Below are 12,911 nucleotides of genomic sequence, written 5' to 3' on the forward strand. Positions count from 1 at the left end.
ACCTGAAGATGATCCAGCGCGAGAATATCGGCACCACCAAGGACCGGCGGCTGCTGGAGCTGGAGCTGAACACCTGGGTGCGGAGCCTGGTGACTGAAATGACCGACCCCGGCGACGAGCTGCAGGCCTCCCATCCGCTGCGCGATGCCAGCGTGGTGGTGGAAGATATTGAGGATAACCCGGGCTTCTTCCGCGTGAAGCTGTACGCGGTGCCGCACTTCCAGGTCGAGGGGATGGACGTCAATCTGTCGCTGGTTAGCCAGATGCCAAAGGCGAAGGCGTAGGTTCGGACGATGATGAAAACGGAACGTCCGTTGTGGGGCCGGGGCATTATGGTGTCGCCCCAGCATTTTCAACAGCAGGCTGCGTATGCAGCCTGGACTGCGGAAGTGATTGCCCGGATGGGGCTTAACCACCCCTGGGGAGTGATGGAGGCGACCTTCGAACCAGAGATGCTCAAACTGGGCCGCCTGCAGGCTCACAGGCTGCAGGTCCGGTTCCAGGATGGCACGATGATTGATACGGACAATGCCGATGCGCTGCCGTCCGCGCTGTCACTGGACGGCGCGTCCGGCGAGGCGGTGATCGTGCTGGCGCTGCCCCTGATGCAGGCGAATGGCGGCAACTGTCTGAAGCCGGAGGAGGTGGCCGAAAGGCCGGTGCGCTTCCGGCAGCGCTGGCGTGATGTCCGCAACCAGTTCGGGGATGATACCCGGCAGATTGCCGTCATGCAGCCGGAGCTGACCCTCCGCTTCGCCCACCAGGACAACAGCGATTACCTGACCTGTCCGCTTGTTCGCCTGCAGCGTGACTCGCAGGGGGTCTGGCTTATCGACGAGACGTTTCTCCCGCCGCTGCTGCAGATCCAGGGCAGCCGCTGGCTGGCGACGCAGCTTGAACAGCTGCTTACCCAGCTTCGGGCTCGTCTGACGCGCCTGATGGCCATGCGTCGCGAGAGTAATGAACGGATGGCTGATTTTGCCGTGGCCGATGTCTCTCTGTTCTGGTTGCTGAACGCGCTGAACAGCGCCGAGCCGGTGCTGGGGTACTTTCTGCGTGACCAACAGAGCCCGCCGGAACGCCTCTATCCGGAGCTGGCGCGCCTGGCTGGCAGCCTGTTGACCTTTTCGCTTACCCATCAGGCGAATGCCGTCCCGATCTATCAGCATGACCATCTGAACGCGGTTTTTCCGCCGCTGTTTGATTTACTGAGCGACCTGCTGGAGGCGAGCCTGCCGTCGCGGGTGGTGGCGATTGCGCTGGAGCATGATGCCCGGCTGCACTTCTGGCAGGCGCGCCTGCACGATGCCCGGCTGCGGGAAGGGGCTGATTACTATCTGTCGGTTCGTTCGTCGGTACCGGTCGCCCGACTGCAGGAGCAGTTTCCGCGACAGTGCAAAGTGGGCAGTCCGGATCATGTCAAAGCCATCGTCAACTCCTCGCGGACAGGGGTGCCCCTCACGCCATTGCGTCATGTGCCGGCGGCGATCCCGCTGCGTCTGGAAAATCAGTATTTCAGCCTCGATGTGTCCCACCCTCTGGCGACGGAAATGCTGCAGAGCGGCACCTGTATGTTTTACGTCCCGGGGATGCTCGGTGAGCCTGAACTTGAACTTTTTGCGGTACTACGAACGTGAATGAGCCTAAACGCGGTAACGCCGCGTCCATTGATATTGATGCGCTGCTGCAGAACACCTGGCTACAGGTTATCAGCCTGCGCCACGGCCCGCAGTTCCGCGATGAGGAAGGGTACACGCTATGGCAGCGCTGTATTGCTGATGTCGAGCGCGTGCAACATGAGCTGAAGGCGAGCGGGCTTGATGACGCCAGCTGTCAGCATATTCTCACCGCCCAGTGCGCGCTGCTCGATGAAGCCGTGAAAGGGCGCGGCGTGGAGGATGAGGCCTGCCTGCAGTGGTATGACATTCCGCTGCAGGGGCACTTCCTCGGCACCATGGATGCCGGTGATACGCTGTGCGATCGGATGCGTGATGTGCTGCGTGAACCGGCGCCCGACCTGGCCGTGGTCACCTGTTTTCAGCGGGTGATGCTGCTGGGTTTTGTTGGCAGCTTTCGCTCCCTCAACGATCCCGAGCGCCTGAAGCTGATCAACGCGCTCAGTGAGCATGTCCCACCTTTTCAATGCCCGTCAACCGCTCCCGTACTGGTAGAGAATCGCGCCGGACTGGGGATAAGCGGCTGGCTGGCCTCCTGGCCGGTACGTATTGGCCTGAGCGTGATGGTGGTACTCGTCCTGTGGTGGGGGCTGAACCACTGGCTCGATCACCTGCTGCTGACCCTGTTACCGGGGACGGTGAAATGAGCCCCGCGCAGCAGCGTGGGCTGGCGCTGTGGGCCAGTCTGCTGAGTGCGCTGGTGTGCCTGCTATTTTTGCCGGTTCCCCGCTGGGGGGCGTGGCTCATTCTGCTGGTCACGCTGGCCCTGATCATCGGGATCTGGCGCATCGCCAGTCGTCGTACCGGACGTAACGTCGCATCAACCCTGGCCCCTCTCCCGGAGGGCGCTTATCGCCAGCCGGTGGTCCTCGTTTGCGGCGATCTGCCGTTTGTCTGGTCGCAAAAGTCTCCGGTGCGGGTCGTCAAACAGGGCTGCTGGATCCGCGTGGAAAAGACGGAGGAGCTGCAACAGGTCGCGCGTCAGATATTGAGCCAGCGGCCGGAATGGGGGCCTCAGCTGTCGGTGCTGCTCTGCGTCTGCCCGCAGCGGCACGCACAAAGCGATGCGCTGACCAGCGCTCTGCTGGCCCTGCGCTGGCAACTCAGCCAGCTGCGCCAGCAGACGGGGTATGCCGTACCGCTGGCGCTGCAGGGGCAGGTGGGCAGCACGATGAGCCCCATCCTGCTCTGGCAGGCGGCGATGCCAGGTGAGGCGGTGAAAGTCTGGCAGCCCTCCTGCGCCCCCTGTTCCGTACCGGCCTGGGTAAGCGCCGGCGGGGCGGCTGCGCTGGAGCAGCAGGTGCTGATGAACAGCCTGATGGGCTGGTTTGAACAGCACGTCCATGCCGTGTTGACGGAAGAAAATACCGACCTGCCGCCTCTGACCCCAGCGGCCGTGCTGTGGGGGCTCGGGCCCTCGCTGCCTGGAAGTCTGGCGTCGTCGGCCTGGACGACGTGGTTATCCCGACATAGCGGCCTGTCGCGGGTAGCTGGCTGGCAGCCAGATGAGAGCGACACCGAGGACGCTTCAGCGTTGCCGGAATTCATCCTGCCGCAGTTACCGGCGGGACGGGGACTCACGCCACGAGGCAGGGCCTGGCGCGCGGCGCTTGCGATTTTCACCCTCGCCGCTGTCGCCGCGCTGCTCAGCAGTGGCTGGAACAATCGACAACTGCTGCAGCGCGTGGGCGTCGATATTGCCCGTTATGAGCGGATTGCGATGGATGATTATCGGCCAAAAGCCAGCGCTGTCAGGGTGCTGCGTGAAGATGCCGCGCTGCTGGATAGCTGGGCGCGTAACGGCGTCCCGCTGCGCCTGAGTCTGGGCTTGTATCGCGGGGAGCAGATTCGCCTGCCGTTGCTGGAGGCGATTCGCGGTTACGTGCCGCCTCCGCCACCCAGGCCGGTGCAGCGCGTCGCGCCGGACGTCATCCGCCTTGACAGCATGTCGCTATTCGATACCGGGAAATGGGTACTGAAGCCTGGTTCGACAAAGCGGCTGGTCAACTCGCTGATGGACATTAAGGCCAGGCACGGGTGGCTGATCGTGGTGGCGGGCCACACCGACAGCGTCGGTGAGGAAAAAGCCAACCAGCTATTGTCGCTGAAACGTGCGGAATCGGTCCGCGACTGGATGCGCGATACCGGCGACGTGCCGGACAGCTGCTTTGCCGTTCAGGGCTATGGCGAAAGCCGACCAATTGCAACAAACGATACGCCGGAGGGCCGTGCGCTGAACCGTCGTGTCGAAATCAGTCTGGTGCCGCAGGTAGACGCCTGCCGGCTACCGGACCAACCCTCTGCGTCATCCCAGGATGATGGCGCTTCACTACACAATGGAGAGTAATTCCATGGCAATTCCTGTTTATCTTTGGCTGAAAGACGATGGCGGCGCGGACATTAAAGGGTCTGTCGACGTTCAGGATCGTGAAGGCAGTATCGAAGTGGTGGCTCAGGAGCATAACCTGTACATCCCGACCGATAACAACACCGGCAAACTGACCGGCACTCGTATTCATACGCCGTTCCTGTTCACCAAGGAGATCGACTCCTCCAGCCCCTACCTGTACAAGGCGGTGACCACCGGCCAGACCCTGAAATCCGCTGAGTTCAAGTGGTACCGAATCAACGATGCCGGCCAGGAAGTGGAGTATTTCAATACCAAATTTGAGAACGTCAAGGTGGTGAAAGTGAATCCCCTGATGCACGACATCAAAAACCCCGCCTACGAGAAGCACAACCATCTGGAACAGATTGAGCTGCGCTACGAGAAGATCACCTGGACCTATAAAGACGGCAACATCATTCACTCCGATAGCTGGAACGAACGCGCCACCGCGTAATTGCCCGTCATATTTCGCGCCGCTGGCGCGCAGGCGACGTTCGCTCACTCCGGCCGCATCGTTATCGCTGCGACCGGGGTTTATTGCGGACTATCGCCTGATGCGGGCAGCGTTTCTCTGCCCGCCGTTTTTTGCTGAGTGCCTGAGATGCGGGTTCTCAGCAAAGAAAAACACAATCTGTCTGCCTGACCTTGTGCGCTTTGGGTTCCCTGTTCGGGAACAGCGACGGGCGGTAGCGTGTCCGGAACCAATAAGAGAGGATCTCATGGAAAATCCAGCCAGCCTGTTACGCCGTCTTAATCCCTGCTGTGCCCGCGCGATGGAGGGGGCGGCCTCCCTGTGTCAGACCCGGGCGCATGCCGAGATCCTGCCCGAGCACTGGCTGCTTAAGCTGCTGGAACAGGGGGAAGGCGATCTGACGGTGCTGGCGCGGCGCTATGAATGGGATATGGATGCGCTGTGGCAGGATCTGCTGAGCTGGCTGGATAAACAGCCGCGCTCGGTACGTCATCGTCCCCAGCTCTCTGATCCTATCCAGATGTTGATGCAGGAGGCCTGGCTGATTGCCTCGCTCAGCGGCGAAACGCAGATCCGCAGTGTTCACCTGCTGATGGCGCTGGTTGAAAAACAGAATCTGATCCAGTGCGATGGCCTGTGGCCGCTGTTAACGCTGGGCCAGCGTCAGCTGGAACGCCTGCGCCCCTTGCTTGATGCCCAGTCCGACGAACGTCCGCCAGCGCAGCAGGAAGCGGCCCTGGCGCAGCCCCATGGCGGGGACGTGGAATTTGTGGGGCGTCCTGCGAGCGGTGAACTGAATGCGGATGGGCTCAACCCGGCGCTGCAGAACGCGCTGGACAAATTCACTCTCGACGTCACCGCCAAAGCCAGAGATGGCCAGATTGACCCGGTGTTCGGACGCGACACGGAAATCCGCCAGATGGTGGATATTCTCTCCCGTCGGCGTAAAAACAACCCGATCCTCGTCGGTGAGCCGGGCGTGGGCAAGACCGCGCTGGTGGAAGGCCTGGCGCTGCGCATTGCCGAAGGCAACGTCCCCGACGCGCTGAAGCCGGTGTCGGTGCGCACCCTCGACCTCGGTCTGCTGCAGGCCGGCGCCGGGGTCAAAGGCGAGTTCGAGCAGCGGCTGAAAAATATCATTGAGGCGGTACAGCAGTCGCCTTCGCCGGTGCTGCTGTTTATCGACGAGGCGCACACGATCATCGGCGCGGGTAATCAGGCGGGCGGCGCGGATGCCGCCAACCTGCTGAAGCCGGCGCTGGCCCGGGGCGAGCTGCGGACCATCGCCGCCACCACCTGGTCTGAATACAAGCAGTACTTCGAGCGCGACGCCGCGCTGGAGCGCCGCTTTCAGATGGTCAAGGTGGATGAGCCGGACGACGACACCGCCTGCCTGATGCTGCGTGGCCTGAAGTCCCGCTATGCCGACCACCACGGCGTGCATATCACGGATGATGCGGTGCGCGCCGCCGTGACGCTGTCACGACGCTATCTCACCGGCCGCCAGCTGCCGGACAAGGCAGTGGATTTACTCGACACCGCTTCCGCCCGCCTGCGTATGAGTCTCGATACCGTGCCTGAGCCGCTGACCCGCATGAAGGCGCAGCTCACCGCGCTGGCGATGGAGAAGCAGGCGCTGCTGGAAGATATTGCGCTGGGCAACAGCGCCCACGGCGAACGGCTGGCGGCCATTGAGCAGGAGGAGATCCGCCTTATTCTGGCGCTGGATACCCTTGAAACTCAGTATGGTCAGGAGCTGCAGCTGACGGAGGCGCTGCTCGCCTGTCGCCGCGATATCTCCCGCCAGGCGGAAATTAGCGATCTACAAAACGCACTTATTGCTGTCCAGCAGGGCAATCCGCTGCTCGGGCTGGACGTCGACGTCCGCACCGTGGCGACGGTGATTGCCGACTGGACCGGCGTGCCGCTCTCCTCGCTAATGAAAGATGAGCAGACGGAGCTGCTGAGTCTGGAAGAGAGTCTCGGCAAACGGGTGGTTGGCCAGGAGGCGGCCCTGAGCGCTATTGCCCGGCGCCTGCGCGCCGCGAAAACCGGCCTGACGCCGGAGAACGGTCCGCAGGGGGTGTTCCTGCTGGTCGGGCCGAGCGGCACCGGCAAAACGGAAACGGCGCTCGCCCTGGCCGATGCGCTGTTCGGCGGCGAGAAAGCGCTGATCACCATCAATCTCTCTGAGTACCAGGAGCCGCACACCGTCAGCCAGCTGAAGGGTTCTCCGCCCGGCTACGTCGGCTACGGCCAGGGCGGGATCCTGACCGAGGCGGTGCGCAAACGCCCCTACAGCGTGGTGCTGCTCGATGAGGTGGAAAAGGCCCATCGCGATGTGATGAACCTGTTCTACCAGGTCTTCGACCGGGGGGTAATGCGCGACGGCGAGGGGCGTGAAATCGACTTTCGCAACACCGTGATCCTGATGACCGCCAACCTCGGAAGCGACCTCCTGATGCAGTTGCTGGATGAACAGCCGGAGGCCAGCGAATCAGACCTGCACGAGCTGCTGCGCCCGGTGCTGCGCGGCCACTTCCAGCCGGCGCTGCTGGCCCGCTTCCAGACGGTGATTTACCGTCCGCTGCCGGCGGCAGCGCTGCGCGCCATTGTCGGCATGAAGCTCGGGCAGGTAAGTCAGCGTCTGGCTTGCCATTACGGAATCACCACCACCCTCAGCGAGAGCCTGTTCGACGCGCTGACCGAGGCCTGCCTGCTGCCGGATACCGGCGCCCGCAACGTCGACAGTCTGCTGAATCAGCAGATCCTGCCGGCGCTGAGTCAGCAGCTATTGAGCCATATGGCGGCGGGGCAGAAACCGCGCCAGGTGACGCTGGGGTATCACGAAGAGGAAGGCGTCGTGATGGCGTTTGACGAGGGGACAATATCCGATGAGTAGCGTGAAATCGTTGTTGTTCAGCCATAACCACCACCTGCTTTCGGTGAAGGGATGTGAAGCCGGGCTTGATGTGCTGGCCTTCGAGGGCGATGAAGCCCTGAGCCAGCCGTTCCGCTACCGTATTGAATTCACCAGCGCAGACCATGCCATCAGCAAAGAGATGATGCTGATGAAGGCAGCCTCCCTGACGCTGCAGGCGCCGGTGGCTCAGGGCTTCGGCATCAATGTTCAGCAACCCGTGCGGGTTATCCAGGGCGTGGTGACGGGGTTTGAACGGCTCAGTACCTCCAGGGATGAAACGCACTACGCGCTGACGCTTCAGCCACGCCTGGCGCTGCTTAACCGCTCGCACCAGAACGCCATTTACCAGGACCAGTCCGTTCCACAGATTGTGGAAAAAATCCTCCGCGAGCGCCACGGCCTGCGCGGTCAGGATTTTCTGTTCTCGCTGACAAAAACGTATCCGCGCCGCGAGCAGGTGATGCAGTACGGCGAGGATGACCTGCGCTTTATCACCCGGCTGCTGGGTGAGGTGGGGATCTGGTTTCGCTTTACCGCCGACACGCGGCTGCACATCGACGTCGCTGAGTTCTGCGACAGTCAGCAGGGCTATGAGAAGGGGCTGACGTTGCCTTCGGTCCCGCCGTCAGGGCAGCAGTCGGCCGGGGTGGACGCGGTGTGGGAGATGGCATGCCGCCACCGCGTTGTGGAGCAGCAGGTCAGTACCCGCGACTACAACTACCGCGAGGCGACGGCGGACATGAACGCGCAGGTGGATGTCACCCGCGGGGAGACCACCACCTTCGGTGAGGCTTACCACTGGGGAGATAACTACCTGACGGCGGGGAATGCCCATGACCGGCATCCGGCGCCGGAGTCCGGGGCGTTTTACGCCCGCCTTCGCCATGAGCGTTATCTGAACGGCCAGACCCGGATGCAGGCCACCACCAGCTGCCCGACGCTCTGCCCGGGACAGGTGCTGAAGGTCACCGGCGGAGAGGAGGTGGCCGGGGAGTTTGCTGATGGCGTGCTCGTCACGGCGATGCACAGCCACGCCCGGCGCGATGCGGACTTTGCGGTGGAGTTTGCCGGCATACCGGACAGCCCGGACGTCGGCTACCGGCCTGAGCCCGGCGCGCGTCCGGTGATGGCCGGGACGCTGCCGGCCCGCGTGACCAGCACCCGGGAAAACGACACCTACGGGCATATCGACAAACACGGGCGCTACCGGGTGAATATGCTGTTTGACCGGGCGCGCTGGGAAACCGGGTTCGAGAGCCTGTGGGTCCGCCAGTCGCGGCCGTATGCCGGAGACACCTACGGTCTGCACCTGCCGCTGCTGGCGGGGACGGAGGTGGCGATTGGCTTTGAGGATGGTAACCCTGACCGGCCGTATATCGCGGGCGTGCTGCACGACTCGGCGCACGGCGACCATGTCACCATCCGCAATGACAAACGTAACGTCCTGCGCACCCCGGCCAACAACAAAATCCGCCTCGACGATGAGCGCGGGAAAGAACATATCAAGGTGTCGACGGAGTATGGCGGCAAGAGCCAGCTGAACCTCGGCCATCTCGTGGATGCTGAAAAGCAGCAGCGCGGGGACGGTTTTGAGCTAAGAACCGACAGCTGGGGAGCTATCCGGGCACAGAAAGGGATATTTATCAGCGCTGACGGGCAGGCGCAGGCTCAGGGGCAGGTGCTGGCGATGGAGCCGGCCCTTGCCCGGCTTTCAGCGGCATTACTGGAGATGGAATCCCTTGCCGCCAGCGCACTTCATGCTCAGGCCCTGGCTGCTGATGTCAGTCGTCAGCAAAAACTCCTGAAGCAGAAAATTGAACAACTGCATGGGGAGGTGATCCTTGGCAGTGCGCCGAAAGGAATTGCCCTGGTGAGCGGTGAAGATATGCAGTTTTCGGCCAGCGATAATCTGACTCTTACTGCAGGTAAACAACTCGATATTGGTGCACATAAGGACTTTACCATGGCGGTAGGTAAGCAACTGAGTCTGTATAGTCGTGGAGGTGTCAAACTATTCAGCTCGCAAAATGATATTGATATTCAGGCTCAGGGAGGGAATATCACTACTTGGTCGACGGAGGATACGCATATTTCAAGTGGCAGAAAAATGGTCATTACAGCACAGGATGAACTGACGCTGATATGCGGTGGCGGCTATATCAAAATCACTGGTGGGAGTGTTGAAATTGGCGGATCGGGCAAACTGCTGATTAAAAATTCGGGGATAAAGAAAGCAGGCGCTGGCAGTATGCAGGGTGTTATGAGGTCGTTTGAACCCTCAACATTTGATGAAAAATTTATAATCAGAAATGCGCTGACTAAAGAACCACTGCCAGGGAGAGCGTACAAAATTACCATGCCAGATGGTTCAGTTGTTTCTGGTGTAACAGATGATTCTGGAGCAACGTCACTCAATTCATCTGATGTTATCGACAATATGAACATAAGCTTGGTTAAGGCGAAATAAGATGAGATGGAGTCAATCAGACCGGAAAGTACTTACAATTATAGCTATTGTCGGTTTGCTACTGTATGTCATTTATAAAGGCTTACAGTTCCTGTCAGGGGTCAGTATGGGGGCCAGTTTTGGCGTAGGGCTGGGAGGTATGAGCGGTTCTCAGAAGGTGGAGGAATCACGAAAAGTTGAAACTGATGCTCCGCCTCAGGTTCTTTATCGCATAGATAAATATCGATACCTGACACTGGAGAACTACATATCTTGTGATAAGGGGGGGCAGGTTTATTACAATGATACTCAGAGGGAAATAAAAACTCAATTGGGATGGGAACACGAATTTTATGATTTCTCGTATCGCCGTGGTAATTATTTTGCGGCTTATAAAGGAACTGTTATTAATGGCGCGAATAATGGTTATCTGGCGTTCCCTGGTGCATCAACTAGACAGTATTGCGGTAGCGGAAGATCAGCGCAAGGGTGTCCAGTTTTTTTCTTTTTTTCAGCGGATTATGGTAGAACCTTTATATATAAAATTGTAGCGGCGGAATACAGCACACCTGAACGCTTTAGTAAGCTCAAAGTGGTAGTGGCTAATGATGGGGTTTATTTAAGAGATGAGTCTCAAAAAGAGAGTGTGTATTCTCACCCTATAGGTCTTCGCGATCTTTATTCAGTCAATAAATTAAGGTTTTCTGATGGGGCTTTAATAAGTATTTATGATGACTGGCAAAATGAAATTGCCGGGTTAGTGAAGGAGGAGTTGATAAGAAAAAAAATACCTTACGCAAATGAGTATGGGCCAGATTTTCGCATACTTGACTATATTAGAACCTTAACGCCACCGAAAACACGTCATGAAAGTAATTTAATGGTAGATAAATTATCAGAAATTCGAATGGAAATTGAAGATAAAATCTATGGTAGTAGAGTTAAATTCCCTGAAATTTCAACACAAAGTATTGATTCTAAATATACATGTAATAGAAATGTTGGGGCTAAAACCATCACGTATACGTTTGTCACAAGTGGAAAAAAGGAAGTGGTAAAAAATGAGCAATAAAACTGAGCCTATCCGTGAACTTGAATGTAAGTTTGATGATAATGGGAGTCCGTCCTGGGACTCCTTTCCTTCTCATAAAAACTGCCAGGTCAGAGGTGGGTGTGACTTACCACCTCATTTGCCTGGTATTATTATACTTGTACACGGTGTTAACTCGACAGGAGAGTGGTTTTCAGTTGCGGAGAAAAAACTTTGTGAAGGTCTGAATAAAAGACTTGGGTTAACCGGAACATCACATGAACTGGAAACCAATAAATATCTTTTTGACGATAAAATAGATGCTATGCCTCTAATGTCCAGGGATTTACCTGATGTTAATATAAATAAATCTCCCGTAATTCGTTTTTACTGGGGGTATGCTTCGTCTAAAGGTAATGAAGATAGATACATCATACCTTTAGCTAATGAGAAAGGTGTTGATTATCATCAACTAAAAAGGGAAAATATACCCTATGCCAATATTATGGCACAGGGTCCATTTTTCTGGGGCGGCGGGCCATTCCAGAACGGTACAAACAATTTGCATTCTTTATGGAGTGAAAAAGGGTTCAAAGAGAGAGTCGGTGGAGTCAAAGTTCAGTGGCTTAATGAGGATAAGGATCGCCTGTTAACCAATGCGCCACCGCGAAAATACTATGCCCATGCAGCCAAACGCCTTGCAGACATGGTTGACAGTATCCGTAATAAATATCCTAAAGATACAGTCACTATTATTTCTCACAGCCAGGGTACAATGATTGCAATGGCAGCGGTAGCGATAGCTAAGAACGCACCTGATGCATTATTTTTACTTAACTCACCCTACGCATTGGATCACAACGACCTTAATGGCGCGTCACTTCCGGTAGATGAGTGTATTTCGCCAGAAGGCCGGCAGAATACGCTATCTGCCATCATTGACAAGGTGGCCTGCAGAAGAAATCATTTGTCATCTCTTGGCTATGAAGGGCTTTGTGTCGGACAGACGGCAGATAAAAAGAACTGGCGACCTGATGTTGCACTTGTTGGGGAAAATGGAGATGGTCTTGCTGAGCGAGATAATCACGGGCGCACTTACATCTACTTCTGCCCTCATGATCGTGTTATGGGGTCACGCCCGCTACGCTCAATTGGCTGGCAGGGATTACCTAATGATTCACAGGGGCAGCCCCATCCACTGCTGAAAAAGCATCAGGGATATTTATTTCAGCGTATGCTGGCGCGCAGTACTCCATGTGGCGAAACTCCTAATCCCGTTACACCGTTTGCAAAATTGCCGGATGGAAAACCATTCTGGGACGACAAAGGCGATAAATATCAAAGCAGTAGTTTCACCTATCCCGACCCTCCGGAATGGCAAACAGTTTTTATTAATGCGGAAATGGTGCCTGAACCTATAGAGGCTGCAAAATTAGCTGATTTTGACGAATCACGCGTTGGAGCGGAGCATGACGATAGAGAGATAGATGGCTGGGGTGAAATTAACCCGGACAAAAAAAGTAAAAACGACAATACCTATGACAACTATATCAATCTTTACCCCAATCAGGATATTGTGACTGGTTTTAAAAATACGGGTACTGAATCCGAACCAAGAATGGTTCCCGTAACACGTAAGGAGACATTTGAAGAAAAGGATCTTCGCCTGAGGACCTATGTTTCTCAGCCCACGGATCACAGCACTCTGCCAATGCGTGCTGATTTTATGTCTAAGGTGGTCGCATATGACTTACCCATTGGATACTGTGATGCAACCTGGGATAAAGAATTTATGGCTGATTTACGGCGAAAAGCTGACTGGACGCAGGGGGAGGATCCGTATCTCTTCACTGGAATACCTGACAATGTGCCTGAGCCTGATATAATTAGTCGTGAAACTGTTACTGATAAATTTAATAAGGAGAAATATAAATTACCCATGTACAGGTCTGTCAATAAGGCATAAATAAGTGTT

The 12,911-nt window shown here is 57.0% G+C and carries 8 protein-coding genes and 1 pseudogene; all 9 read left to right on the forward strand.

The annotated features are described in order from the left end of the window. Window positions 1–284, forward strand: a pseudogene (locus AS136_RS24180) (type VI secretion system contractile sheath large subunit); the annotation flags it as partial. A gap of 9 nt (window positions 285–293) precedes the next feature. Further along, entirely contained in the window at window positions 294–1,637 is a 1,344-nt protein-coding gene (gene tssK, locus AS136_RS24185) for a type VI secretion system baseplate subunit TssK (RefSeq protein ID WP_162823413.1), read from the forward strand. Further along, entirely contained in the window at window positions 1,634–2,323 is a 690-nt protein-coding gene (tssL, locus tag AS136_RS24190) for a type VI secretion system protein TssL, short form (protein WP_040968421.1), read from the forward strand. The genes tssK and tssL overlap by 4 nt, the downstream gene beginning before the upstream one ends. Next, window positions 2,320–4,023: an OmpA family protein gene (locus tag AS136_RS24195; RefSeq protein ID WP_063267051.1), complete on the forward strand. Its 1,704-nt coding sequence runs from the start codon at window positions 2,320–2,322 to the stop codon at window positions 4,021–4,023. Before tssL ends, AS136_RS24195 begins: the two co-directional genes overlap by 4 nt. Before the next feature lie 4 nt (window positions 4,024–4,027). Next, window positions 4,028–4,519, forward strand: coding sequence for a type VI secretion system effector Hcp (hcp, locus tag AS136_RS24200; RefSeq protein ID WP_063267052.1), 492 nt, complete (start codon window positions 4,028–4,030; stop codon window positions 4,517–4,519). Between the two features lie 265 nt (window positions 4,520–4,784). Beyond that, window positions 4,785–7,439, forward strand: a complete 2,655-nt coding sequence (gene tssH, locus AS136_RS24205; RefSeq protein ID WP_063267053.1) for a type VI secretion system ATPase TssH — start codon at window positions 4,785–4,787, stop codon at window positions 7,437–7,439. A 1-nt stretch (window position 7,440) separates the two neighbouring features. Then, window positions 7,441–9,927 (forward strand): type VI secretion system Vgr family protein, encoded by a 2,487-nt coding sequence (locus AS136_RS24210; RefSeq protein ID WP_162823416.1) that lies wholly within the window; start codon window positions 7,441–7,443, stop codon window positions 9,925–9,927. 1 nt (window position 9,928) lies between these two features. Beyond that, window positions 9,929–10,978 (forward strand): T6SS immunity protein Tli3 family protein, encoded by a 1,050-nt coding sequence (locus tag AS136_RS24215; RefSeq protein WP_032735390.1) that lies wholly within the window; start codon window positions 9,929–9,931, stop codon window positions 10,976–10,978. Continuing rightward, complete coding sequence (locus AS136_RS24220) at window positions 10,968–12,902, forward strand: T6SS effector phospholipase Tle3 domain-containing protein (RefSeq protein WP_032735391.1); 1,935 nt, start codon at window positions 10,968–10,970, stop codon at window positions 12,900–12,902. Before AS136_RS24215 ends, AS136_RS24220 begins: the two co-directional genes overlap by 11 nt. The last annotated feature ends 9 nt before the right edge of the window (window positions 12,903–12,911 follow it).

Origin of the sequence: Klebsiella sp. D5A (assembly GCF_001620885.1) — a bacterium.
GTDB lineage: Bacteria > Pseudomonadota > Gammaproteobacteria > Enterobacterales > Enterobacteriaceae > Klebsiella > Klebsiella variicola.

What these genes read in the sequence shown, in the direction of transcription:
- tssK (WP_162823413.1), top strand. Translation starts at nt 294, where the DNA reads ATGATGAAAACGGAACGTCCGTTGTGGGGCCGGGGCATTATGGTGTCG.
- AS136_RS24195 (WP_063267051.1), top strand. Translation starts at nt 2,320, where the DNA reads ATGAGCCCCGCGCAGCAGCGTGGGCTGGCGCTGTGGGCCAGTCTGCTG.
- hcp (WP_063267052.1), top strand. Translation starts at nt 4,028, where the DNA reads ATGGCAATTCCTGTTTATCTTTGGCTGAAAGACGATGGCGGCGCGGAC.
- tssH (WP_063267053.1), top strand. Translation starts at nt 4,785, where the DNA reads ATGGAAAATCCAGCCAGCCTGTTACGCCGTCTTAATCCCTGCTGTGCC.
- AS136_RS24215 (WP_032735390.1), top strand. Translation starts at nt 9,929, where the DNA reads ATGAGATGGAGTCAATCAGACCGGAAAGTACTTACAATTATAGCTATT.
- AS136_RS24220 (WP_032735391.1), top strand. Translation starts at nt 10,968, where the DNA reads ATGAGCAATAAAACTGAGCCTATCCGTGAACTTGAATGTAAGTTTGAT.